The organism is Candidatus Ozemobacteraceae bacterium, from assembly GCA_035373905.1.
GTDB lineage: Bacteria > Muiribacteriota > Ozemobacteria > Ozemobacterales > Ozemobacteraceae > MWAR01.
The window spans coordinates 51,466-76,526 of sequence record DAOSOK010000019.1 but is presented as its reverse complement, the minus strand read 5'-3'; the positions used below and the strand labels follow the sequence as shown (position 1 = coordinate 76,526).

At 63.8% G+C, this 25,061-nt stretch carries 20 protein-coding genes; 4 read left to right on the top strand and 16 right to left on the bottom strand.

Features of this window, described 5'->3' with window-relative positions; all coding sequences use genetic code 11:
* Positions 1–159: 159 nt before the first annotated feature.
* From miaA to PLU72_11135, 7 genes are read right to left on the bottom strand one after another with little or no spacing between them, the layout of a single operon-like run.
* Entirely contained in the window at positions 160–1,068 is a 909-nt protein-coding gene (gene miaA, locus PLU72_11165) for a tRNA (adenosine(37)-N6)-dimethylallyltransferase MiaA (GenBank protein HOT28740.1), read from the bottom strand.
* 5 nt (positions 1,069–1,073) lie between these two features.
* On the bottom strand, positions 1,074–2,987 hold the full coding sequence (gene mutL, locus PLU72_11160; protein HOT28739.1) for a DNA mismatch repair endonuclease MutL: 1,914 nt from the start codon (positions 2,985–2,987) through the stop codon (positions 1,074–1,076).
* Positions 2,984–3,994, bottom strand: coding sequence for a tRNA (adenosine(37)-N6)-threonylcarbamoyltransferase complex transferase subunit TsaD (tsaD, locus tag PLU72_11155; GenBank protein HOT28738.1), 1,011 nt, complete (start codon positions 3,992–3,994; stop codon positions 2,984–2,986). Before tsaD ends, mutL begins: the two co-directional genes overlap by 4 nt.
* Positions 3,991–4,635, bottom strand: a complete 645-nt coding sequence (locus PLU72_11150; protein ID HOT28737.1) for a hypothetical protein — start codon at positions 4,633–4,635, stop codon at positions 3,991–3,993. Before PLU72_11150 ends, tsaD begins: the two co-directional genes overlap by 4 nt.
* Entirely contained in the window at positions 4,632–5,087 is a 456-nt protein-coding gene (tsaE, locus tag PLU72_11145) for a tRNA (adenosine(37)-N6)-threonylcarbamoyltransferase complex ATPase subunit type 1 TsaE (protein HOT28736.1), read from the bottom strand. Before tsaE ends, PLU72_11150 begins: the two co-directional genes overlap by 4 nt.
* 28 nt (positions 5,088–5,115) lie before the next feature.
* Entirely contained in the window at positions 5,116–7,413 is a 2,298-nt protein-coding gene (locus PLU72_11140; protein HOT28735.1) for a DEAD/DEAH box helicase, read from the bottom strand.
* A gap of 2 nt (positions 7,414–7,415) precedes the next feature.
* The gene (locus PLU72_11135; GenBank protein HOT28734.1) at positions 7,416–8,141 is read right to left on the bottom strand and encodes an LptA/OstA family protein; all 726 of its coding nucleotides are present in this window, start codon (positions 8,139–8,141) and stop codon (positions 7,416–7,418) included.
* A 178-nt stretch (positions 8,142–8,319) separates the two neighbouring features.
* Here PLU72_11135 and glgP point away from each other — a divergent pair, with 178 nt between their 5' ends.
* Positions 8,320–10,875, top strand: a complete 2,556-nt coding sequence (gene glgP / locus PLU72_11130) for an alpha-glucan family phosphorylase (protein ID HOT28733.1) — start codon at positions 8,320–8,322, stop codon at positions 10,873–10,875.
* Positions 10,876–10,929: 54 nt separating this feature from the next.
* Here glgP and PLU72_11125 read toward each other — a convergent pair whose 3' ends face one another.
* From PLU72_11125 to PLU72_11100, 6 genes are all read right to left on the bottom strand, one after another.
* Positions 10,930–11,802, bottom strand: a complete 873-nt coding sequence (locus PLU72_11125; protein ID HOT28732.1) for an RNA polymerase sigma factor RpoD/SigA — start codon at positions 11,800–11,802, stop codon at positions 10,930–10,932.
* A gap of 153 nt (positions 11,803–11,955) precedes the next feature.
* Positions 11,956–13,986 (bottom strand): DUF2325 domain-containing protein, encoded by a 2,031-nt coding sequence (locus PLU72_11120; GenBank protein ID HOT28731.1) that lies wholly within the window; start codon positions 13,984–13,986, stop codon positions 11,956–11,958.
* Entirely contained in the window at positions 13,979–16,717 is a 2,739-nt protein-coding gene (gene mutS, locus PLU72_11115) for a DNA mismatch repair protein MutS (protein ID HOT28730.1), read from the bottom strand. Before mutS ends, PLU72_11120 begins: the two co-directional genes overlap by 8 nt.
* Positions 16,695–17,828, bottom strand: coding sequence for a DUF362 domain-containing protein (locus PLU72_11110; protein ID HOT28729.1), 1,134 nt, complete (start codon positions 17,826–17,828; stop codon positions 16,695–16,697). Before PLU72_11110 ends, mutS begins: the two co-directional genes overlap by 23 nt.
* Positions 17,829–17,905: 77 nt before the next feature.
* Entirely contained in the window at positions 17,906–20,611 is a 2,706-nt protein-coding gene (locus PLU72_11105; protein ID HOT28728.1) for an HAD-IC family P-type ATPase, read from the bottom strand.
* Between the two features lie 3 nt (positions 20,612–20,614).
* Positions 20,615–21,031, bottom strand: coding sequence for a secondary thiamine-phosphate synthase enzyme YjbQ (locus PLU72_11100; GenBank protein ID HOT28727.1), 417 nt, complete (start codon positions 21,029–21,031; stop codon positions 20,615–20,617).
* 177 nt (positions 21,032–21,208) lie between these two features.
* On the opposite strand from PLU72_11100, the gene PLU72_11095 reads away from it, so the two are divergent.
* The gene (locus tag PLU72_11095) at positions 21,209–21,838 is read left to right on the top strand and encodes a lactate utilization protein (GenBank protein HOT28726.1); all 630 of its coding nucleotides are present in this window, start codon (positions 21,209–21,211) and stop codon (positions 21,836–21,838) included.
* 53 nt (positions 21,839–21,891) lie between these two features.
* Positions 21,892–22,173, top strand: a complete 282-nt coding sequence (locus PLU72_11090) for a hypothetical protein (GenBank protein ID HOT28725.1) — start codon at positions 21,892–21,894, stop codon at positions 22,171–22,173.
* Positions 22,174–22,206: 33 nt separating this feature from the next.
* Here PLU72_11090 and PLU72_11085 read toward each other — a convergent pair whose 3' ends face one another.
* On the bottom strand, positions 22,207–22,761 hold the full coding sequence (locus PLU72_11085; GenBank protein HOT28724.1) for a DJ-1/PfpI family protein: 555 nt from the start codon (positions 22,759–22,761) through the stop codon (positions 22,207–22,209).
* 95 nt (positions 22,762–22,856) lie between these two features.
* On the opposite strand from PLU72_11085, the gene PLU72_11080 reads away from it, so the two are divergent.
* The gene (locus tag PLU72_11080; GenBank protein HOT28723.1) at positions 22,857–23,174 is read left to right on the top strand and encodes a hypothetical protein; all 318 of its coding nucleotides are present in this window, start codon (positions 22,857–22,859) and stop codon (positions 23,172–23,174) included.
* Here the strand turns inward: PLU72_11080 and PLU72_11075 are convergent.
* Both PLU72_11075 and PLU72_11070 read right to left on the bottom strand, forming a co-directional pair.
* The gene (locus PLU72_11075) at positions 23,149–23,913 is read right to left on the bottom strand and encodes a polyprenol monophosphomannose synthase (GenBank protein HOT28722.1); all 765 of its coding nucleotides are present in this window, start codon (positions 23,911–23,913) and stop codon (positions 23,149–23,151) included. The genes PLU72_11080 and PLU72_11075 overlap by 26 nt on opposite strands.
* Positions 23,910–25,052, bottom strand: a complete 1,143-nt coding sequence (locus tag PLU72_11070) for a glycosyltransferase family 9 protein (protein ID HOT28721.1) — start codon at positions 25,050–25,052, stop codon at positions 23,910–23,912. Before PLU72_11070 ends, PLU72_11075 begins: the two co-directional genes overlap by 4 nt.
* Between the last annotated feature and the right edge of the window lie 9 nt (positions 25,053–25,061).

The window sequence follows — 25,061 nt, the reverse complement described above, 5'->3', positions numbered from 1 at the left end:
CAGATTCAACATGCAGATCAGGACGTTTTTCAGGACCTGGCCTGCCACCAATGGAGCACAAAGCGACATATCGGTCTCCTCAGACTTTCGGCATAACGTGGCTGTTTATTGAGCCAGTATATCATCGACGGAATGAAACCCGCAATTTTACCGGGCTTTTCACCTGTCCAGGAAAGCCTCTGCTCGTTTGATGATGTCCGCGGTCGTCTCGCGACGTCCGAGATCGTGCATCGCGCCGCCCGGTCTTTTTCGAAACCAGGTTTCCTGCCGCTTCGCATACTGCCGTGTGTGTGCGACGATCGCCTCCCGAACGGCGGCCTCGTCGGCGTGCGGTTCGGTCCATTCCGCGTAGCCGATGCTTTTCAGGCCGGGTGCGTCGCTTCCGAATCTGGCGATGAGGGAACGGGCCTCATCAGCCAGCCCTGCCGAAAGCATCGCATCGATCCGGCGGGCGATCCGTTCGTGCAGCGTCTCGCGCCCCAGCGTCACGAGGATTGGGAACGGGGTTGCCCGGATGGCTCCATGCCGCTTCCGGAGGTCGGCCAAAGGGCGGCCGCCGGCGAGGACGAGTTCGAGCGCGCGCAGGACGCGCCTCGGGTTCCGCCGGTCGATCGATGCGGCCCCGGCCGGGTCGAGTCGGTCGAGTTCGTCGAGAAGGACTTGGAGCCCCTCGCTTTCGAGTCGTTCCTGGAGATCGCGTTGCAGCGCGGGGTTCCCCTGATCCTCCGGGAGGCCTTCGACCAGAGCGTCGTAGTAGAAACCCGTTCCGCCCACCAACAGAGGAACTTTGCCGGCCGCCCAGAGCGATTCGCAGCAGGCGGTGGCCTGCCGGGCATATTCGCCCGCGCTGAACCGTTCGTCCGGACCGACGAGGTCGAACAGGTGGTGGGGAACCGCCGCGCGCTCGTCGGGTCCCGGCTTTGCCGTTCCGATCTCCATTTCCCGGTAGACTTGGCGGGAGTCGCAGTTGACGATCTCGAGACCGAATCTGCGCGCCAGCTCGAGAGCCAGCGCCGATTTTCCACAGGCGGTCGGGCCGAGAACCGCGATGAGAGGCCGGGAAGGCATTCCGGTCAGACGCGGAGAAAGCCGTGCTCGATCTGCCGCGTTGCGAGGCGGACGACGATCGGTCTGCCGTGCGGGCAGGTGAACGGGTTCGGTGTTTTCAGCAGTTGCTCGAGCAGCGATCGCATTTCGGGCTCCTTCAGCGGGTCGCCGGCCTTGACCGCGGCTTTGCAGGCCATCATCTTGAGCAGGTCGAGCTTCACCTCCTCGAGGGAGCGCGTTTCCCAGCCGCCGAGCACTTGGGAAAGCAAGTCCTGGATGACTTCGTTGTCGGCCGACTTGCCGCCGAGAATGGGTACCGAGATCGCGTAGAACTGGCCGTCTTCCTCCTGCTGGATGCTGAACCCGAGCTCTCTGAGCTGCTCGCCGCGCTCCTTCATGATCATGCGTTCGGACGGAAGCAGTTTGAGCGGGATCGGGAATAGAAGCGGCTGGGCGGCGATCTTCTGGTCGCGGTAGGCCTGGACGTAGGTGTCGAACAGGATTCGCTCGTGGGCCGCGTGCTGGTCGACGATGAACAGTCCGTCGCGATCCTCGCCGAGCAGATACGACTGGAGCAGCTGCGCCAGAATTCTCGGCTCCAGCAGCTGCTTGACGGGCTCGAGGGCCGACATTGCCGACGAACTTGGGCCGAGACGTTCCACCGCTTCCTTCAGCTCATACACCCGGCCGGCCGCAGCGGGCTGAGAAGTGGCCGAGACGGCGGCGCCGCCTGTTGAAGCGGGTATCTCACCGAACAGCGACGGATGCGCCGGTCCCGACGCGGAAAAAGAGGGAGTGGCTTCATCCCGGTCGGATTCGGTGGCGGCAGGCTGGTCGCCGGCGCGGATCTCTGCCGAAGCGTCGAACTCCGCGGAGGCCGTGCCGTCCGGGGCGACCATCGGAAGCCCGGAAAGGGTCGTCTGGAGAGCTTCCCAGACGAGACCGAAGATCCAGCGCTCGTCGCGGAATCGCACCTCGATCTTCTGAGGATGCACGTTGACGTCGACGGCTTCCGGGGGGAGGCGCAGATCGAAAACGAGAACCGGCCAGCGCCCGCGCGGGAAGAATGCCGACAGGGCTTTCGCAACGGCCTGCGAAAGCAGCTTCGACCGCACGTAGCGTCGGTTGACCAGAAGCGTCATATAGCGGTTCGACGGTCGCGCGTCGGTGGGGCGGGAGATGAAGCCGCGGAGGGAACAGCCGGTTCCGGCCAGGGAGAGAGGTTCCTTGATCGGAATCAGCGATCCGGTCACCTCGGGACCGTAGACGGCGAGCACGGCGTCCATGAGATTGCCGGAGCCCGGCGAAGAGGCCAGCGGGGCGTTATTGCGGGTGAACCGGAATGCGACTTCGGGATACCCGAGCATGTAATGGCAGACGATGTCCGAGATCTGAGCCATTTCGCTCTGGACCGACTTGAGAAACTTCCGTCGGGCGGGCACGTTGAAGAAGAGGTTGCGCACCTGGATGCGCGTGCCGCGCGGGAAGTGGTCGGGTTCGACGCTGCCGAGGCGGCCGCCATCGACCTGGAGGCGGGTGCCGGCCTCGCTGCCGGCGAGGCGCGTGACGAGCGCGACGCGCGACACGGCGGCGATCGTGGCGAGGGCTTCGCCCCGGAACCCGAGCGACTCGAGATGATCGAGGTCGGTCTCGCTCCGGATCTTGCTGGTGGCGTGGGGGGTGAAGGCGAGAACGGCGTCCTGCCGGCACATGCCGTTGCCGTCGTCGGTGATCTCGATCAGCTTCTGGCCGCCTTCCTTGATCTCGATCTCGATGCGGCGCGCCTGGGCGTCGATCGCATTCTCGATCAACTCCTTCACGACCGAGGCCGGCCGCTCGACGACTTCGCCGGCGGCGATACGACCCACGACCTCTTCGGGCAGGACCCGGATGATGCCGGTCGCGTTCTGATTCTTTTCTGCGGCTGTTTCTGACGTCATAGCGGGAAGGGGGTTCCCATCGGCCAGTCGGCGCGGGCGTTGACCAGCAGCGGATCGATGTCGACCGATGCGGCCGAGAAGAAACCCTGGGCGGCGGTCATGGCGGCGTTGTCGGTGCATAGCGCGGGCGGCGGCACAAGGAACTCGATGCCGTCGCGTTCGCACATCGCGGCCATCGCCTCGCGGAGCGGCTTATTCGCCGCGACGCCGCCGGCCATCACGAGCCGTTTTGCATTCGTCTCGGAAAGCGCGGCCGAGGCTTTGCTGACGAGGGTGTCGGCGACCGCCGCCTGCAGGCTCGCGCAGACGTCGGGGACCGAGAGCTGGTCGCCTTCCTGCTCGTGCAGGTGCAGGACGGCCGTTTTCAGGCCGCTGAAGCTGAAGCCGTGCCCTTTGCCCAGCATGGGTCGGGGAAGCTTATACCGCTTCGGATCGCCGATCAGGCCGGATTTCTGGATGGCGGGGCCGCCGGGATAGCCCAAGCCGAGAAGCCGCGCGACCTTGTCGAACAGCTCGCCCGGCGCATCGTCGGCCGTGCGGCCGAGCGTGGTGAACGCGCGCGGTCCCTCGGCCAGCACGAGGTTGGCATGGCCGCCGGACACGATCAGGCCGACGTAGGGGAACCTGGGGTGTTTGTGGGTGGCGAGAAACGCCGCGGCAAGATGGGCCTCGAGATGGTTGACCGGAATCATCGGCAGGCGGTACCGCCATGCGAGAGCTTTCGCCGTGGAAAGACCAACGAGGAGCGGGCCCAGCAGCCCGGGGCCGGCGGTGACGGCGATCTGGTCGATCGCGTCGAACTCGACGCCGGCGATGCCGAGCGCCTGCTGCAGGAGGGGAAGCATGGCTTCGAGATGCTTGCGCGACGCCACTTCCGGAACGACCCCGCCGAACCGCTGGTGGACCTCGACCTGGGAGGAGACGAGGCTCGACATGACGCGGATGCCGTCTTCGACGAGCGCGACGGAGGTGTCGTCGCAGGAACTTTCTATACCGAGTGTTATCATACTGCGCGGCTCCGGCGCTTTTCGAGGTTGATCTCCGCCTGCGACGGGACGACGTACAGCGGAAGCGCCTTGAGAAGGGCTTCGTAGCTGGTCGGAGCGGCCGTCTGCATGAGATCGTGAAGGATGGCAGGACTCGGATCGACGCGTGCGACATCGCGGTTCTCAGATCTGATCCCGTAGGTCGGCCTGCCGTCCGCGGCCGGACCGGGAAGATCGAGTCGCGGCGAGAGGCTGACGAACGGCATCTCGAGCGGAAGTTCCAGGTCGACGACGAACGCCTGGTTGAGCAGGGCCGGGATCGTCAGCCGCACGGACCCGGTCACGTCGCTCGAGGCGAGGGTGTGCGCCGACCAGGTGAACAGGTCGACGGGCGTCAGGGGCGAGCCGGTGGCGAGCGCGAGCGTCCGCAGAAAGGCGGCTGCGACACGGAGCCCGGTGAGGCTTCCAGGGCCGGTCCCGAGACCGAACCGGGAGATGTCGCTGATCCGAAGGTCTGCCCGTTCGAGCATCTCGTCGCACAGACGCGTCAGGCGCGAGGCCAGATTGCGCTCGGTGTTCCATTGGAAGGGGAAAAACTCCCGGGCCGTCCCGACCTGGCCGACGACCTCGGTCGACGAAGCATCGATGAAGATATAGTTCATGCCTGCCTGCTCCCTTCGTGCCGGTTCCAGCGAATGAGCCTGCTGTCGAACCCGTCGCCGGGCTCGAGGCAGACCTCGAGATGCGGCAGGTCGTAGAGGGCCGGAACGCGCTCCGGCCATTCTATCACGCACGGATGGCCCGCATCGAGGATCTCGAACAGTCCCAGGTCGATCACTTCCTCGAAACAGCCGATGCGGTAGAGGTCGAGGTGATGCAGGACGATCCCGCCCTGCCGGTAGACGTTCATTATTGTATATGTAGGACTATATATATCATCGGTGATGCCGAGGCCGGCCGCGTATCCCTTCGCCCAAAGCGTCTTTCCGGCGCCGAGACCGCCGCTCAGCAGGATCAAGCCGCCCGGAACGGCGGCTGCCGTGCGGGTTGCGTGCTTCAGGGTCTCTTCGGGCGAGACGCTCAGGAACGGGGATTCGGGGAGGCGATGCGGCAAGGGTGTTCGTCCTTTGTTCTTCGGGACATCAGTCTCGCAGTTCCGTCGCGAGCACGATGTCCCGGTTGATGGCGCGAAGGCAGGTGTCGAACTTTTCATGGAGGCTGCGGTCGTCCGTCGCCTCGCGGACCTGACGGATGACGTCGATGGCCTGGCGGAACGCCCGGATCAGATCGCCTTCCGGGACGTCGGTCATCTGGGCGATCTCCGTGAAATCGACGCCCTTGCTCCAGGCATACATGACGTCGGCGATCGCCGTCTCGAGAGGCTTGACGAACGGATACCGGCGGGACAGCGCCGCGACAAAACTCTTCGCCTCGCGCAGTCTCGGGAACAATTTGGGATGCTGTTTTCCGCCGTCCATACCGCCGCGCTTGCGGTGTTCGTAGGTGAGCGCGAGGGCAAGGGCGTTGATCTCGTTGGGATCCCACTCGTGGAAGACGCCCTTGAAATACAGCTCGGTGACGGTGATCTCCTCGGTATGGATCTTCGCGGCGAACTCGCCTCTCGGGAGGAGGCCCTTGTCATCGATGTAGCCGAGGTCTTTCAGGATGGCGACCTTCTTTTCGTAGATCGGAAGTTGCAGTTGCTCCTGTTTCTCGAGTTGCTCGCGCCAGTGGTCGAGTTTCTTGTGGATCCTGGCGGCCTGCAGATAGGCGCTGGAACAGCGGTTCCGGCTCTGGCAGCGGCCGCAGATATACTGCATCTCCTCGGCTTCGAGTTCGGCGATTTTCGCGTCGAAATCCTTCCTGACCCGCTCCTCCAGCGGCCGGTTGCGCCTGCCGCGGAGGCCGCCGCTGATGCTGTTCATCTGCTGGCTGATCGTGTTGTTGATGTCGCGCATCTTCTTGTGGAACTTCATGTAGCCTTCGAGATCGTTCGTCTTCTCGTGGCAGCGCGGCAGGACGCGGTCGAGCTCGGCCCTGAACGACGCGACGCGTTCGGCGAGCTTGGGCAGATGGCGGTTCGCCTGGAACTGGGCGAAGTTCCGCTTGAGGATCGTCTTCACTTCCTCGTCCTCGTGGCCGGCATACAGATTCAGGACGCTGTTGAACGACAGGTCGAACTGGCTCGTCAGCGGCTCGATGTCGCCGTAGACAAGCCGCTCGGTTTCGTCGATGTCGAGATCGCGCGGCAGATACGGAACGACGACCCAGCCCATCGGGTCGATGCCGCGGCGGCCGGCGCGGCCGGAGATCTGACAGAACTCGAGCGCCTTCATCGGGCGGAAGCTGCGGCCGTCGAACTTCTTGAGCGCGTCGAACGCGACGGTGCGGGCCGGCATGTTCACGCCGACCGCGAAGGTCTCGGTCACGAACAGCGCCCGCACGGTGCGCTCGGCGAACAGCACTTCCACCAGTTCCTTCAGTTGGGGAAGCAGGCCGGCGTGGTGAACGCCGACGCCCCGGATCAGCTGCTCGCGGAGCTCGTTCGCGCTCTCCAGCGACCACAGCGAGTATTTCTCGATGGCCGCATCGACCATGTCCGCGATCCGCTCCTTCTCGGCCTTGCTCGTGAAGTCGAACTGGCGGGCGGTCTCCCGCGCCATCTTGTTGGCCAGGGCTCGGGAGAAGACGAAATACAAAACGGGAAGACGGTCCTGGGACTGGAGGGTCCGGATGATGTCGAAATGGCGATACTCGGTCTTTTCCTCGCCGCGCTTCCGGCGCTGCGGTTCGTCTGCCTCTCCGTGCTTCCTGACGCGTTTGTTCAGTTCCTTGAACGGGAGGAGCGCCTTTTTATAGTAAAAAGCATATGAAAGCGGGACCGCCCGCTCGTTGTGGGCGATGACCGAAACCTTGTGGTCGAGCACCGACTCGATCCAGTGGGCGAGTTCGGCGTAGTTGGGGATCGTCGCCGACAGGGCCAGGAATCGAACCGACTTCGGGGAAAAGATGATCGATTCCTCCCAGACCGTGCCCCGCTCGATGTCGCCGAGATAATGTATTTCATCGAATATGACGTATGCCACGTCGGCGATAGCGGCGGGGTCCTCGACGGCCATGTTCCGGTAGACCTCGGTGGTCATGATGAGGGCCTGGGCCTCGCGGTTGATGACGACGTCGCCGGTGAGGATGCCGACCTTGTCGCCGTACAGCCGCGAGAAGTCGCGGTATTTCTGGTTCGAGAGGGCCTTGATGGGCGAGGTATAGATGATGCGCCGGTCGGTCTGGAGAATCTTCTCGATGAGATACTCTGCGACGAGGGTTTTGCCCGAGCCGGTCGGCGCCGCGAGGACGAGCGAGTGGCCGTTTTCGATCTCAGTGATGGCCTGGATCTGGAAATTGTCGAGGACGTAGCCGCGGTAGGTGATGTTCAAATCCATAGTTATTCTGATGATGCCGCTTTCGTTTCGGTATTGTATCGGATGATGTGTCCCGTCAGGGTCCGTTTGACCATGCGCTGTTCCTTCGGGCTCCACTCCTCGGTCTCGACCATCGCGTCGCCCGTCAGGACGGCCGTCGAGCTTGCCCGGTCGTAATCGAGATGCCTGCCCTGCGCGAAGTGCTCGCGGTCCTTCACTTTCACGTTGCCGTCGAAGCGCAGTCGACGCGTTCCACGGTCGCCCTCCATGGCGTCGGCAGAGATGATCACCCACGAGTAGGTGGCCATGTCCCACGTGCGCTCCTCCAGCTTCACCGCGACCCCGGAAGAGGCGTTGATCGTGCCTGCGTCGTCGTTCCAGACGATGTCGGTGGCATCCAGCGTCATCTCGCGCGTCGAGCGCTTCTCCGGAAGAGGCTCCTTCCGGAACAGGCGCGGCACGTGCGTCGCGTGGATGCGCCGCGGCGTCTGGTAGAGGCGCGCCCGGCCGCAGGTCAGAAGGTCGGGATCGCGCACGGCGCGCACGTTTCCCTCGAGGACCACGACCCCGCTCGCAAACTGCATGGACGACGACGTGATCGTCATGCTCGGCGGTGTGTCAGGAATCAGAAACGGCTCGGTCGCGATCGGCCGGAGACTTTTCCGCTGCGCGGCAACGCTCTCCTCGGCCGAATGAGCCGGAAGCCCGGTTAGAAAAGCGATGCAAAGAATGGTGATCAGCCGCTGCATGTTGGAGGGTCCAAGTATACCCGTCTCTCTCCGTGGTTACAAGTAGGCGCGCCGTGTGGAACGCGCCTGTGCGCGAAGCGAATCCGGCCGCGGGGCGGGATTGCGCGGGGGAGCATGCCGTGGTATATGATGTGCGACCTGCTTTCCCCCAATTCTACTTGAGGAGATCAACAGCAGAATGAAGCCGATCCGAACGTTCGTCGTGGTTCCAAGCCTCCCGGAGCCGCTCAAGCGCCTGAAAGACATGGCAATGAACCTCTGGTGGTGCTGGAATCCCGAAGCCATCGGGCTTTTCCGCCGGCTTGACCCCGTCGAGTGGGAACGAACCTATCACAACCCCGTCAAGATGCTGGGCTGCATGTCGCAGGAGCGACTGGCCCTCAAGGCGCAGGACGACGGCTTCCTCGCCCACCTCGAACGCGCCTGGAATGCGTTCCAGGAATATATGGGCGACCGTCAGACATGGTTCGCCAAGAAATACGGCTATTCCGAAAAGCCGGTCATCGCCTACTTCTCGGCCGAGTTCGGCATCGCCGAAAGCCTGCCCCTCTACTCCGGCGGCCTGGGCATGCTGGCCGGCGACCACCTGAAATCGGCGTCCGATCTCGGCCTCCCGCTCGTCGGCGTCGGACTTCTCTACCGCGTCGGCTACTTTCAGCAGTCGCTCGACGCGAACGGCTGGCAGAAGGAAAGCTACCCGGAAAACGACTTCCACAACATGGCGATCCAGCCCTGCCTCGACAAGAAGGGCGCCCAGCTCTCGGTCGAGGTCATCCTGCCGGGCCGCAACGTGAAGGTGCTCATCTGGAAGTCGCAGATCGGCCGCGTGCCGCTGCTCCTCCTCGACACCGACACTCCCGCCAACACACCTGCGGACAGGCGCATCACTCGCGAATTGTACGGCGGCGACGTCGAGACCCGCATTCAGCAGGAGATCGTTCTCGGCATCGGCGGCCTGCGCGCCCTCCACGAGCTCGACATGCACCCGACCGTCTACCACATGAACGAAGGCCACTCGGCCTTCCTGGCTCTCGAACGCATCGTCGTGGCGATGGAGCGGCATCATCTCAACTTCCGCGAGGCGCTCGAACTCACCCGCGCCAGCAACGTGTTCACGACCCACACCCCCGTTCCGGCCGGCATCGACGTGTTCACCAAGGAGCTGATGGAAAAATACTTCTCAGTGTATTATCCCAAGCTCGGTGTCAACTGGCAGGAGTTCCTCGACCTCGGCTGGCAGAACAACACGCCGAAGGGCGACGGCTTCTCGATGGCGGTCCTCGCCCTCAACCTGTGCGGCCATGCGAACGGCGTCAGCAAACTGCACGGCTACGTATCGCGCAAGATGTGGGGCAGCCTGTATCCGAACGTCCCCTTCCAGGAGATCCCGATCGACTCCGTCACGAACGGCGTCCACATTCGCTCCTATATGTCGCAGGAACTGTCGACCCTGATGGATCGCTACCTGGGCCTTCGCTGGATCAACTCTCCCGGAGACCACACCGTCTGGCAGCGGATCGAATCTATTCCTCCCGAAGAGTTATGGCGCACCCACGAACGGCGTCGCGAACGCCTCGTCGCCTTCGCCCGCCAGCGGCTTCAGCACCAGCTTTCGTCTCGCGGCGCGCCCCCGGCCGAGATCGCGGCGGCGGGCGAGGTGCTCAACCCGGAGACTCTGACGATCGGCTTCGCGCGCCGGTTCGCCACCTACAAGCGCGCGACTCTGCTGTTCCGCGACAAGGAGCGCCTGATCCGCATCCTGACCAACAAGGAACGGCCGGTGCAGATCATCATCGCCGGCAAGGCCCATCCGAAGGACGAGCCGGGCAAGCAGTTCATCAAGGACATCATCCAGCACTGCAAGGATGAGCGGATCCGCCGGCACGTCGTGTTCATCGAGAACTACGACGTCGTCGTCGCGCGGTATCTCGTGCAGGGCGTCGATGTCTGGCTCAACAACCCGCTTCGCCCCCAGGAAGCCAGCGGAACCAGCGGCATGAAGGCCGCCGCCAACGGCGCGCTCAACCTGTCCGTGCTTGACGGCTGGTGGGACGAGTGCTTCAATCCCGAGGTTGGCTGGGCGATCGGCGGCCGCGAGGAAATCTCGGACCAGAACTACCAGGACGAGGTCGATGCGAACTCGCTGTATGAGCAGCTCGAAAAGGATATCGTCCCGAAGTATTACGAGCGGAGCAGCGACGGCCTTCCGCGGCGCTGGATCGCGATGATGAAGAGCTGCATGAGCCAGATCTGCCCGGTGTTCAACACCAACCGCATGGTGGGCGAGTATAACGACCGGTTCTATATGACGGGAAATACGCGCTACAAGTCGCTTTCAGGAAGCGATTACAGCAAGGTGCGCGACCTGGCGGCCTGGCTCGGCAACCTCCGCGGCTGCTGGAACAACATCCGGATCGAAAACGTCGAGACGGCCGGCGGCGATGAGCAGAAAGTCGGACAGCCCGTCGATGTGAAGGTGCGTCTGTATCTCGACCGCCTGCACGCGAAGGATGTATCTGTTCAGGTATATTACGGGACCGTCGGCTCCGACGGCACGATCGGGGAAGGAACGTTCGCCGATCTCAAGCCGGTCGAGGAGAAGGACGGACGCTCGCTGTTCGCCGGCGCGATCACTCTCTCGAAGAGCGGCCGCCAGGGCATCTCGGTGCGCGTTCTTCCGCACCACCCCGAACTGATTCACCCGATTCTCACCGGCCACATCCTCTGGGCCTGATCGAACATCATTCCGGATACAACACCGGGCGGCCGCGGCCGCCCGGTGTTTCGCTCAACCGGAGTTGCGATACAGCGCGAGGATCGAGGCCCGGCTCGGATGCCGGAGCTTCTGCAGGGCCTGGTTCTCGATCTGCCGGACCCGCTCGCGCGTCAGGCTGAGCAGTTTCCCGATCTCCTCGAGCGTGTGGGCCCGGTCGGTCTGGAAGCCGAACCGCTGCTGCAGAACGATCCGCTCGCGGTCGGTGAGCGCGGCAAAAAGCTTCTGGACGTCGTCCTTCAGCGCCTTTTCCGAGGACAGAACCTCCGGATCTCCTTTCGGGTCCGTGATGACGTCGCTCAGCACGAGGTCTTCCTCGTTGTCGACCATCGTCGTGTCGAGCGAGACCACGTTCGGCGTCTCGGCGAGAAACTTCCGCAGTTCCTCCGGATTCATGCCGACCTCTTCAGCCAGTTCCTCGATCGTCGGCTGACGATTCAGAAGTTTTCGGAGCTTTTCCTCGGATTTTTTCAGGCGAAGTCCGGTGTGAATGCGGTTCAGGGGGATCCGGATCGTGTTCGTGTGCATCGAAACGGCCTGGATCATGGCCTGCCGGATCCACCAGACCGCGTAGGAGATGAACCGCACGTTCCGTTTGTGATCGAACCGCTTCGCGGCGCGCAGAAGTCCGAGATTCCCGACCGCGATCAGGTCCTCGAACGGAACGTCGTTGATGAACTTGTACCGCTTCGCCACCGAGACGACGAACCGGAGATTCGCCCTGATCAGGCGCTTCTCGGCCTGCCTGGCCGAGGGGCCGCCCGCTTTGATTTTTGCGAGCAGAAGCTCCTCCTCCTTTCTCGAAAGGGGAGGATACTTTTTCAGTTCGCGGAAATACTGCCGCAGAAGTTGATCGGTGGCGGTATTACGCCTGAATCCGCCCATCATTCGGCAGAATTCTCCGAAGAACAGAGCTTGAGAGCCTCTCTCATCGACGACACCTCAATCCTCTGTTTCGGCACATTTCTCCCGTTCCATGAGAAGAAAATCCCAAGCGCGGGAGGGCCCGGAGAGATGGAAAGCGTGCGGTTTCCGGGGACGTTATGTCTGTCGCGGCTGGAGGCGGAAATGGGCCGCAAGCGTTGCGAGCACGCCCGACGTTCCGCGTCTGGGGGAATACAGAAGCGGAATCTTCGTGTCCCGCGCCGCTGCCGTTATCTCACGGAGCATGGTATGCGAAACCTGCTTCAGAATGATGACGATTGCGGCGACGTTGCCGATGCCCTGCCGGGCGCCGCCGAGGCCGACGAAGCCGCTGATCCATTCCACGTCGAGATTGTGATGCGCCAGCATTTCCCGATAGGCGACGCCGACGGCATCGCCCCCGACGATCAGTATGCGCCTCCCCCCGAAATCATACGTCGCGGGCGGGACCTCCGCGGGTTTGGCCGCGGCGGCTTCCTCGCGACAGATACGGCAGATTTCATCGGGCTGGGCCGGTCGGGGGAAGGGAAAGGCGGACATGCGCTCCCGGCAGGCCTCGCGTTCGCAGACGGGAACCATCGGCAGACGGGGTCGCAGGGCTGCCAGCAGAGGGGAATACGGCTGTTCGAACCGTATTGCATCGGATTCCAGGACGAACGGAATATCCTGCTGCTTCAACCAGCGGGTGAATTCGGGGATTTCCAGCCCGAGAAGGCCGAGTCTGCGCTGAATCGTGACGAAGCCCGCCTTGAGCTCGCTCGCTGTTCCCGCAGCGGGCGCCGACGGGGCTGGAAGTCGCCTCACCGGGACGGCGACCGCCTTGCGGTCGGCGAACTCGGGGAGGATAACGGCGCTGACGACATCTCCGGCCGCGAAGCCCGGAAACGGGTGCGGAAGCGGAAGGATTTCAGACCGCTCCTCGACGTGGAGTGACCAGCCGAAATCGTCACTGCGCAGGACGCCGATCACTTCGCGCTTCCACTCGTCCTCGAGCGGCCGGGCCTGAAACACGGTGCCGTTTTCGTCGCGCTCGAGCATGACCCATTCCCCCTCGACGCAGGACGCCGGGCGCAGGAGGGATTCGGGAAAAAGGACGCGGCCGAGTCCAGGAGCTTCGGCGATCCAGACTTTGTCTTCCGGGGAGCCTCCCGGAGATGGGCTGGTCAGTATCAACCTGGCGGGGAGAGCGCGGCCATGGGTCTCCATCAGTTTGAGATACCTGCCCCGTTCTTCGCGGAGGCGCTCGATCTGTCGGGAGAGGGCTTCGGAGTCCGTGTGGGACCGGCGTTTCTCGTCGAGTTCGCTCTCGAGGCGTTCGGTGGAAGCCGTGCGGCGGGCGAGGGCGGCCTCGAGTTCCCTGCATCTCGCTTCGAGGCTGGCGATGCGTTCCAGGAGGTCTGAAACGGTCGCCGTTGCCGGGGGAGCCGAATCTTCGCGAGGAACTGCCTCGATTTGCTTCGCGAGTTCGTCGGCCAGGGCTTCGAGGCGGACTTCAAGGCTCGCTGACTTCGTCTGTTCGCCGGCAAGCAACTTTTCGAGCGTCGCGGCCCGCTCGCCTTTTTCACTGAGCTTCGCATGGAGTGAGGCTTCGCGTTCTTCCGCTTCCTTCAGGCTCCTGCGGAGGGCTTTCGCCTCGTTCCGAAGCTCGAGCAGGGCCGCATCGGACTCTTTGTCCGCCGGGGGGATGTCGTTCCCTGCCTGGGGGCCTGGGGCGGCGGGCGACTTATTGTATGTCGAAAGATATTTATCGATCACTGGCTTCGCGCTTCCGCGCGGATCGATGCGGGCGAGGATCGCGATTTTCAGCGGGGTGCCGAACTCGCCAGACTCGAGCCTGGAAAGGGTTTCTCCGGTGATCGGAATGGTCGGGAACTCCAGCGTGCGCGGGTTTGCGTTGACCCATTCGTAGAAGAGAACCTTGCGCAGAACCTGCTCGCGGCCGGCGAACTCTTCCAGCACGGCTTGGAACCGCTCGCGGCCGGCGATCGTCTTTCCCTTGACGAGTGCGTTGCAGACGCGCCAGAGAGCCGGGTTTTTCCGCGCAAGACCGATCAGGACAGGGTCGGGAGTGTCGCGGATGATGTCGGCGATGACCTCCCGATCGTCGATCAGCCGGGCGAAAATCGGTTCCCAGAAGGGGTCAGCCATTGGCCAGCTTCTTGAGCCGCGCGAGCAGATTCAGCGCCTCGAGCGGCGTGGTGTTCTCGATATTGATCGCCTGGATCGTTTCGGCGAGCTCGTTCGACGGCGTGAACAGGGAGAGTTGCTGGGGTTTGGGGGCTTTCACCGTCCGGACGGCCCTGGTCATGCGGCCGACCTCGTCCTCCTCGGTCTTTTCGAGCTCGAACAGGATCTCGCGGGCCCGGTCGATGACGGGCGAGGGAACGCCGGCCAGCCTTGCGACCTCGATGCCGTAGGACTTGCTGGAAGGCCCCTCGTGAATCTGGTGCAGGAACACCATGTCGCCCGTCTTCTCGTCGTGCAACACGCCGACGTTCAGGTTGAAGACCCCGTCGAGGATGGGCTGCAGGTCGGTCAGTTCGTGATAGTGCGTCGCGAACAGCGTCCGGGCGCCCAGCTGCCGCTGGATATACTCGAGGATCGACCAGGCCAGCGACAGGCCATCGAAGGTCGAGGTGCCGCGCCCGATCTCGTCCAGGATCAGCAGACTCTTCGGCGTCGCGTGACGCAGGATCGATGCCGCCTCCATCATCTCGACCATGAACGTGGACTGGCCTCGGATCAGGTTGTCGGAAGCGCCGACGCGGGTGAAGATGCGGTCCACGAGACCAATCTCGGCTTCGCGGGCCGGAACGAACGAGCCGATCTGGGCGAGCAGTACGATCAGAGCGTTCTGGCGCAGATACGTCGATTTGCCTGCCATGTTGGGACCGGTGATGACCGCCTGGCGTCGCGTGGCATCGAATGTCGAGTCGTTCGGATGGAACTCGCCGGCGCCGAGAAACGCCTCGACGACGGGGTGGCGGCCCTCGCGGATCCGCAGAATGGGCTCCTCGACGAGAGTCGGCCTGACGTAACCGCGTTCCCGGGCGAGTTGCGCGAGCGAGCAGAGCGTGTCGACGTGCGCGATTCCCGCCGCCGCTCGCTGGATCGATGCGATGTGCTCGCGCACGGCGGCGACGAGTTTCTCGAACAGGTCTTTTTCGATGGCGACGGATTTTTCGACGGCGCTGAAAACCTTCGTCTCGTAATCCTTTAATTCCGCCGTTATATAACGCTCACCATTTGTTAGCGTCTGCTTCCGGACGTAGTGGGCCGGCGCCTTGTCGGTGAGACCTTTCGAGATCTCGATGAAATACCCGAACACGCTGTTCTTGCGGACTTTCAGCGTTTTGATGCCGGTCTGATTTTTTTCCCGCTCCTCGTACTCGGTCAGCCAGCTGTCGCCGTCGCGGCGGAGGCGGCGGAGTTCGTCGAGGGCCGGATCGACGCCGTCGGCGATGACGCCGCCGTCGGCCAGCGACATGGGCAGATTCTCGAGAAGACTCGTTTTGAGAAGCCGTGCGAGGTCGGGGATCGGCTCGAGTTCGGGAGCGAGAGCCGAAATCGACGAGGCGGAAATCCGCTCATGGAGCGCCGGAAGAGCCTCGATGCCCCGGCAAAGAGCCTGCACGTCGCGCGGGTTGCGGCTTCCGAGGATGATCTTCGAGAGAAGGCGCTCGAGATCGGGGATATCGCGAAGCTGCTCGCGCAGGGTCGCCAGAAGCATGCCGTCCTCGACCAGCGCCGCGATGCGGTCCTGCCGCTCGCGGATCGGCTCCAGCTGCAGCAGCGGCTTGAGCAGCCACCGCTTGAGCAGCCGCGCGCCCATCGAGGTGCGGGTGCGGTTGAGGACCTCGAACAGGGTGCCGCCGGGGCTGCGGTCCCGGCCGTCGGGCATCAGTTCGAGATTTCGCAGCGTCGATTCGTCGAGGACCATCCCGTCGCCGAGCCGGTAGGGCGCGGGAAAGCGCAGATGCGAAAGCGTGCATTTCTGCGTGTCGAGCAGGTAATCGGCCAGCAGGCCCAGCGTGCGCAGTTCGATGCCGGGCATCGCCAGGAAACGGGGACGCGGCTCGGACGGATACAACCGGGTCATCGCCTCGAGCGCCGGCTGCTCGCCCATTTTTCTGGAAAGAACCTCGATCGGGAGCCCCTTCCAGGGCATGGGTTCCGCGCTCGCGGGAGCGGCGGCGGGGGCTTCCTGTTCGCCGGTCTCACCGCCCAGGACGAGGATCTCCCGAGGGGCCAGACGAGTCAGTTCCTCCCGGATCTTCGCCATTTCGGCGACGTCCCCGCCCGTCACGATCACTTCGCCGGTTGAGAGTTCGGCTCCGGCGAGGCAGAACCGGTCGCCGCGTTTTCCGAATGCCATCAGCCAATTGTTCGACTTCTCCTCGAGCAGTTGCGGGTCGCTGATAGTGCCGGGGGTGATGATGCGCACGATCTCGCGCTTGACGAGGCCCTTCGCGAGTTTCGGATCCTCCATCTGCTCGCAGATGGCGACGGTGAACCCTTTCTGAACCAGCCGCGCGATATAGGTCATCGCGCTGTGATACGGAACGCCAGCCAGCGGGACCGGGTTGCCGCCCGACTTGCCGCGCGCGGTGAGCGTGATCTGAAGCTCTCGGGCGGCGACGACGGCGTCCTCGAAGAAAGTTTCGTAGAAGTCGCCGCACCGAAACAGCAGGAGCGCGTTCGGATTCTCCGCCTTCAGGTCGACATACTGCTGGAGAAGCGGCGTCAGCCCCTTGTCTTCCGTAGCACCGCCGGCCGAGGTATCGGCAGGGGGCTGCGAGGGTTCGGCGACGACGGCGTTTTTCCCGGAGAGCTCCGGATCGACGTTCATCGCATGGTCAGTCGAGGCTGATGCGCTCATAGGCTAGGTTCCCGAGGCCGATCTCGGCCGAATGCTTCAGCTGGGCGTCGTTGTCGATCTCGTCGTGGATGCAGGCGAACTTCGGCTTGCCGGGCTCATGCCCTGAAGGAAGAGCGGTGTTTTGAAGGCCGGCCACCGCGTTCACGAGGTCGAGACAACAGGCGTCGAGAGCAAGCGGGTCCGTCGATGCGGCGAACCCGATGTCCGGCACGATCGGGGCGTCGCTGAATCCGTAACAGTCGCAGAGGGGAACAATATTCATCAGTATATTGATGAAGAAGGCGGAGTCGCGTTTGGGGGCAAGGACACCGAGCGCGTGTTCCGCCATTTTCTCGGTGACGGAGCCCGTGTCCGAGCTCCAGTTGATGCGGATGGCGCCGACGAGGCAGGCCATGAGGCACTCGCCGCAGCCCCGGCATTTCTGCTGGTCGATGACCACGGGCCCGTCCGGGGTCGGCTGACCGATCGCGCCCGCGGAACACCAGGAAAAACATCGTTTGCACTTCACACAGACGTCCGTGAGAACGCTTGGCCTGATGGCCGTATGCATCACCAGCTTGGCCGCGCGGGAGCAACAGCCCATGCCCAGATTCTTGATGGCGCCGCCGAACCCCGTCACCTCATGGCCTTTGAAATGCGAGATCACGACGAGCGCATCGGCCTCGTGAATGCCGCTTGCGACCGAGACTTCCTTGCAGTGCTTCCCGTCGATTTTGACCATGTGGTGATCGCGGCCGGTGATGCCGTCGCAGATGATGACGGGGGCGCCGGTGACTTCCGTGCCGAACCCGTGCTGGAGGGCCGTCATGATGTGATCGGGCGCGTTGCTGCGGCTTCCGGTGTAGAGGGTGGTCGTCTCGGCGAGGAACGGCTTGCCGCCGCCGGCCTTGACCATTTCCGTCAGCGGACGCAGGTAATGGGGCCTCACGAACGCCGAGTTGCCGCGCTCGCCGAAATGCGCCTTGACGGCGACGAGCTTGTTTTTCCAGTCGAACGAGTCCATTCCGATCGCGCGGGCGAGCTTGGCGATCTTCGCATCGTGACTGTCAGCGGGACCTTTCGCGCGAAGGCCGATCGTATAGACCTTGGATGTTCCGGCGTTGGCACTCATGTTCGTTTCTCCTGTCGAAGCGGGTGTACGGAATACAGTCTACGGACGGCGAGCGCCGGATGCAAGTCGGGGCTGGTTCATCCCTTGTGGGTTGCCGGCGGGAACTGGCGCTTGATGACTTCCGTCATCGGAATGACGATCGCCGCTGCGGCGAGAATGACCAGCCACGCCTCGAGATCGATCGGACGGCTTCCCATGATTCTCTGCATGACGGGAACGTAGGTGAACGCCGCCTGGAGGCCGATCGTGGCGAGAAGGCACGGCCAGAGAACGGGGTTGAGCGTCGGCGAGACGTTCGGCATGGGGGAATACAGGCCCCTCGACGGGAACAGGAAGAACAGTTCGACCCCGATCATCGTGGCCACGACAGCCGTCCGGGCTGTCTCGAGGTCGGCGCCCATGACCTGGCGCTCATACCAGAAGATGGCGAAGCTTACGAAGGTCATCAGCAGCGATACCAGCACGATGCGCAGAACGAGTTGCCAGTCGAGCAGGGGCCGTTCGGCCGGCCTGGGCGGTCGATCCATGAGGCCCTTCTCCATCGCCTCGAACGCGAGCGGCAGCGAGAGGAACGCCGTGAGAAGGTTCACCCAGAGGACCTGGACCGGCGTGATCGGCAGCCTGAGGCCAAATAAAATAGCAGCAAGTATAACAAGCCCCTGGCCGGTGTTCGTCGGCAGGATGTAGACCATACTCTTGATCAGGTTGTTGAAGACGTTTCTGCCTTCTTCGACGGCCCGCACCAGCGTCGCGAAGTTGTCGTCGACCAGCAGCATGTCCGAAGCCTCCTTGGCGACCTCGGTCCCGGACTTGCCCATCGCGACGCCGATCTCGGCGCGTTTGAGGGCCGGCGCGTCGTTCACGCCGTCGCCGGTCATGGCCACGATATGGCCCTTGCTTTGGAGCGCCTCGACCAGCCTGAACTTGTGCTCGGGCGCGACGCGGGCGAAGATCGAGGCATGCTCGGCGCGCTCGATGAGTTCCGGCATCGAGGCGGCGCCGATCTCACGGCCGTTCACGCAGGGAATCTCTGCTTTGCCGATACCGAGGTCCCGTCCGATCGCAGTCGCGGTCGCCGGGTGGTCGCCTGTGATCATCTTGACCTGGATCCCGGCGCGGCCGCACAGCTCGAGCGACGTGCGCACTTCGGGCCGGGGCGGGTCGATCATCGCGCTCAGCCCCAGGAAGGTGAGCGGCGGAAGCTCGGCGGGAATGGCGGTTCCGTCGATGTTCGCGCAGGCGAGGGTGAGAATGCGCATCCCCTGCCGCGCGAGCTCGTCGATCTGGGCCAGGAAGGGCTCCTGGGAAAACGGGACGGTTTTTCCCCCGAGTTCGACGGTCGTGCAGCGCGGGAACAGCCGCTCGGCGGAACCTTTGACCCAGAGGGTGGACGAGCCGTCGGGATTCCGGTTCAGGCTGGCCATGAGCTGCGAGGCCGAATCGAAGGGAAGCACGTCGAGGCGTGGATGCGTCTTGCGCCACTCGTCGACTCTGGCGCCGGCCTTGAGGGCCGCCGTCAGGAGGGCACCTTCGGTCGGGTCGCCGTCGACTTCGACGCCGTGCGCCTTGTACACGAGCTGAGAGTCGTTGCACAGGACGCCGGCCTTGAGAAGCCGCTCGAGATGGACGTCTCCGTTCGTTTCGGAACCGTCCGGGCCGTAGACCTTCCCCAGAGCCGGGTTGAAACCGACGCCGTCCGCGCTGAAGCTGCCGCTTGGTGTGATCATGCGCTGGACCGTCATCTCGTTGGCGGTCAGGGTGCCGGTCTTGTCCGAGCAGATCACCGTGACGCTGCCGAGCGTCTCGACCGCCGGAAGTTTGCGAATGATGGCCTGGCGCGCGGCCATGTTCTTCACGCCGATCGCGAGGACGATCGTCATGACCGCCGGAAGTCCTTCGGGAATTGCTCCGACGGCGGCGCTGACCGCGGCCATGAACATCTCGGTCGCGTCGCCGCCGCGCCAAACGCCGAGGGCGAAGATGGCGACGCCGAAGCCCACGACCCAGATGCCGAAGGCGCGGGAGAAGACCTCGAGGCGCTCCATGAGCGGAGTGGCGAGTTCTTCCGACTGGTTGATGAGGGCGTTGATCAGGCCGAGTTCGGTCGCGTCGCCGGTCGCGACGACGACGCCGCGGCCCGAGCCGGCGGTGACGAGCGAGCCGCTGAAGCCCATGCCGCGCCTGTCGCCGAGAGATGCGTCGGTTTCCGCCCGCCCGACCGATTTATCGACCGGGAGACTTTCGCCGGTGAGGGCCGACTCGTTGATGCGGAGACTCTTCGTCTCGAGGAAGCGCAGGTCGGCCGGAACGCGGTCGCCGGTCGCGAGAAGCACGACATCGCCGGGAACCAGTAACGAAGCGTCGATCCGCTCGTGACGATCGGGGCCTCTGAGCACGGTCGCCTCGGTTTTCACCATCCGGGCGAGGGCATCGATGGCGCCCTGGGCCTTCATTTCCTGAACGAAGCCGATGATCGCGTTGACGATCGTCACGGCGAGAATGACGGCGGCGTCGGTGCCGCGGCCGGCAAACGCGCTGGCGACGGCGGCGACGAGCAGGATGATGACGAGCGGGTTCTCGAACTGACCGAGAAAGCGCCTCCAGGCGGGTGTCCGCGGCGGGGGACTCAGGAGGTTGAAGCCCACGCAGTCCCGGCGCTTCGTCGCGTCTTCAGCCGTCAGGCCGGTCGCCGGATCGGTCTTCAGGTGGGAAAGGAGTTCCGGGAGATCGAGCGAATGCCAGAGAACGAGCTTGCCCCTGCCGGAAGAAGCCTGGTCAGCCATACGTCATTCTCCGATAATCTTGACCAGCACCCGCTTGCGCCGATTGCCGTCGAATTCGCCGTAGAAGATCTGTTCCCAGGGGCCGAAGTCGAGTTTGCCCGCCGTGACGGCGGCGACGATCTCGCGGCCCATGATCGTGCGCTTCAGATGCGCATCGCCGTTGTCCTCTGCGCCGTTGTGGTGATACTGGGAATACGGCTTTTCCGGCGCGAGCTTCTCGAGCCATGTCTCGAAATCCTGGTGCAGGCCGCTCTCGTCGTCGTTGATGAAGACGCTTGCCGTGATATGCATGGCGTTCACGAGGCACAGGCCTTCTTTGATGCCGCTTTCCCGCAGGCAGGCTTCGACCTGGGGGGTGATATTCACGAAGGCGCGACGGCCCTTGATGTCGAACCAGAGTTCCTTGCGATAGCTTTTCACGCTGCTGCTCCGTTGTGGAAATGCGAGTGTGGGGATGCCGGACAGTATAGTATCACAAGGAGAAATTCAGGGTATTGACGTATTTCTCGATTGCGGGATAATAGAACTGTTTGCAGGACGCCGGCGTCCAAAAAAAGCGCGATGCGTTTCGGCGGAAGATGTTATAAAGGAGCATATATGAAGGGGACCTCGCTCGACATCCTCGCGGACAAACTTCGGGAACACGGATTCGAAGTCGCCGTTCATTCGACATCCGGCGCCGCTGCCGACGCCGTACTGGCCGAAATCCCCGCAAACGCCGTGGTGAACCGATGCGGTTCCGTCACCTGCGCCCAGCTGGAGTTGTTCGAGAAGCTGGCGGCCCGAGGGAACACGATCAACGATCCGTATGAGCCGACATTCGACGACGAGGCCCGGGCGCGCGTCCGGAGGGCCGGCCTGACGGCCGACGTCCTGCTGACGGGGACGAACGCCGTCACCCTGGACGGAAAGCTCGTCAACATTGACGGGGTCGGAAACCGCGTCGCAGGCCAGATCTTCGGCCCCGGCAAGGTCGTGATCGTCGCCGGCCGGAACAAAGTCGTGCCCGACGTTCCTGCTGCCATTCGCCGGATCAAGCAGGAGGCGTGTCCGAAAAACGCACGCCGGATCGGGGTTCAGACTCCCTGCGCTCACGACCGGCCCTGCCCGGCTCCCGACGGGTGCTCCTCGCCTCAGCGCATGTGCAACGCGACCGTCGTCCTCGAACGCCGGCCGCGCCTTACGCCGATCTCGATCCATCTCGTCGACGCGGATCTTGGATATTGATATAAAAATATGCCTAATATATAGTATATAATACGCGACAAGGAGAACGAAACATGCTCGAACGAATCGATAAACTGCCCTTCTACTTCACGATCGAATGCGGCCTCTGCCGAAACATCCTCAACGTCAGCCACAAGTCGATCGAGGAACTCAAAGGGGTCATGAGCTGCACCCTCTGCGGCAAGCAGATCAAGGTGCCGCAATGGGAGCTCCTGGTGAAGAGTTCGGAGGACCTGAACAACTATCTCGGAGACCGGCTCAACGCCAAGTTCTTCAAGCTGGTCATCAACCCCCAGTTCAAGCTCGAGGACAACGTTCCCGCAGCCGCGCACTGACCCGGTCGGGGCGAACGGCCCCGTTCCGGCGGGTCAGACCGCGGCGAGAACGCCCGCGTTCACGCGGTCGAAGGCGGGGCGCCCCTTCTCCGCGGCGATGATCGCCGCCGCGAAGTCGAAGGTGGTGCCCGCCGCCCGCGAGGTGATGAAGGGGCCGTCCGACACGACGCGGTCCTCGAGATACTCGACGCCCTCCATCTTTTCCCGGACGCCGGGATGAGACGTCATGCGCCAGCCGCCGGCGACGCCGGCCCTGACCAGAACGGTCGGGGCCGCGCAGATGGCGGCGACCCGTTTTCCGCCGTCCACGTGCCGCCTGATCAGGGCGAGCACGCGCTCGTCCTCCGCCAGCCGCTTCGTTCCCTCGAGTCCGCCCGGCAGAACCAGCCAGTCGGCCAGGCCTTCTTGGATCTGTTTGAACGAAATGTCGGGGACCATCGCGATGCCACGCGAGCCTGTGACAGGCGCGGTGTCGTCTGCGAGCGAGACGGTCTGAACGTCGAACTCCGCGCGTCGCAGCATGTCAACCGTGATCGTCAGTTCCATCTCCTCGAAGCCGTGAGCCATGAAAACGTAGACTTTTCCCATGGGATCCTCCTGCATGAATTCAACGCATTGTTTGACATGCCCGGGACATGGTTTATAATACCCGCACCTGATCTCACCGGACAAGGAGCCTTCACGTGAACCATTCCGAGCGACTCGAGCGCCGCCTGCGCATCGTCAGCTTCCTTTTCGTCGTCGTTGCCATCGTGCTCGTGTTCGGCAGCTTCATCATGGCGGCCCAGTCCTACTCCGAAATGCTGAACAACGCCACGTTGAAGGCGTTGCCGACCGCCGACGCCCTCGGAATGCTCCTGACGATCGTGACGACGGAACGGTTCGTGAACCGCCTGCTGTTCATGGCGCTGTTCGTCATGCAGCTCGGCCTACTCTTCATGCTGTATCTGCTGTTCACCAAGCTCCGCAGGCTGATCAGTCACGAGATGGGCGAGGATTGACGCGGGGGCCGAGCAGCCGCCCGAACCTCAGCACCAGCGGGAACCAGAGGCTCCGCGCCAGGATCGCCGGCGAGAGTTTCGACTCGCCCCAGACCCGGTCCTCGAACCGGATCGGCACCTCGGCGATCCGCCGGCCCCTGCGCTGAAGGTCATACAGCAGTTCGGTGACGATTGTGGGTCCGACCGATCTATAGCGAGTAAAATCTATACCCGCGAACGCGCGCTGCGTGAAGGCTCTGAAACCCGAGGTGCAGTCGCGCACGCGGGTCCGGAAAACGAACCGGAGATACGAGTTCGCCAGCAGCGACGTGATCTGTCGCCCCAGCGTGCGGCCGGTTTCGCTGCCGCCCGGGATGAACCGCGAGCCGGTCACGGCATCGGCGTGGTCGAGTGCCGCCACCATCGACGGAATGAATCTCGGCTGGTGCGACAAGTCCGCGTCCATCTCGACGAGGATGTCATACTCGGGGTGCCGCTGAAACCAGGTGAAGCCATCCCGCCCGGCGAGGCCGCGGCCGCGCGGCGGGGGGCGCAGAACCGCATGAATTCGGGGATTCTTCGCGGCCAGCTCCTGCGCCATCTTTCCCGTGCCGTCAGGCGACTGGTCGTCCATGACGAGCACGTCGACGGCCGGGTCGAGCGCGAGCAGTTCGTCGATCAGCCGGGGAAGGTTCCCGGCTTCGTTGTAGGTGGGAAGCAGGACCAGAAGTCTGCGGCCGCGCAATGCCCCGATGCTCATGCTGTTCGTCCTTTCGCGTTCAGGCCCCGTTGCACGGCTTCGAACACCGCGTCGACGGAGATCTCCCTCATGCACTCCTCGTGGGTCGGGCAGCGGCGCCTGAAGCAGGGCGCGCAGGGAACCCGTCCGACGATCGACTCGCCGCGACCGTAGTATTCGATCTCCCGCTCGGTCGTCGAGCCGAACAGCGCGACCGAGTAAACGCCCGTGCCGATGGCGATGTGCATCGCGAGCGAGTCTCCGGACACCATGACGCGCAATCTCGAGGTAAGCGCGGCGAATTCCCGAAGGCTGAACTCGCAGCCGGGAAACACCGAGCCGGCCGGGGCGATCGTGCGGGCTTCCTCGTAGATCGCGGCTTCCCGGCGACCGCCGAGGAAGACCGGCACGGCGCCCGCGTCGAGAAGCCGGCGCGCCAGAGCCGCATACCGGTCGATCGGCCAGCACTTTCCGGCGAATCCTTCTCCTGAACCGAGATGCAGGCCGACCGCGAGCTTGTCGCCGAACAGTTCCGCGGCGCCATCGGCCCAGTCTCGCTCGGCATCGGTGAGAGGCAGAACGTAGGGGTTGGGCCCCCAGTCGAGTTCGCAGGCGTCGGCGATCAGCCGGGGATACGTGAGGGTGTTGCGGCGGAACTTCTCCTCGTCGTCGATGCCGAGCAGGAACAGGTGCTCGCTCGCGCTCGAGAGCGGCGCCAGAAGGCCGTTCGCGTTTCGCCCATAGCCGTGGCGGATCGTGGCGGGAACGCGCGTGGCGAGCGCGGTCGGTCCTTCCTCCTTGTCCAGGCAGATGACCAGGTCCCAGTTCACGGCTTCGGCCCAGAGCGCCGTCTCGAAGTTCCAGGGCAGGGTCTTCCAGACCAGGTCGTTCTGGACGAGCGGCACCGCGCCGGGCTGGGTCAGCCAGGTCACCGCCGTGCCGGGATGTTTCCGGTGGAGGGCCGGCAGGAGCGTCGTCGTGCGCACGACGTCGCCGAGCGCGCCGAGCTTGACGATCAGCGTGCGGTGCGTCAGCGGCTCGTATCTGCCGCAGTCGGCGTTTCCGCCCGTGAGCGGCCCGCAGCGGCGGCCTCCGCAGAAGGCGCACGGCTTGTCCCCGCGAAAATGTCGACAGTCGAAATCGGTATGAAAGGCGTTCATCATCGTATT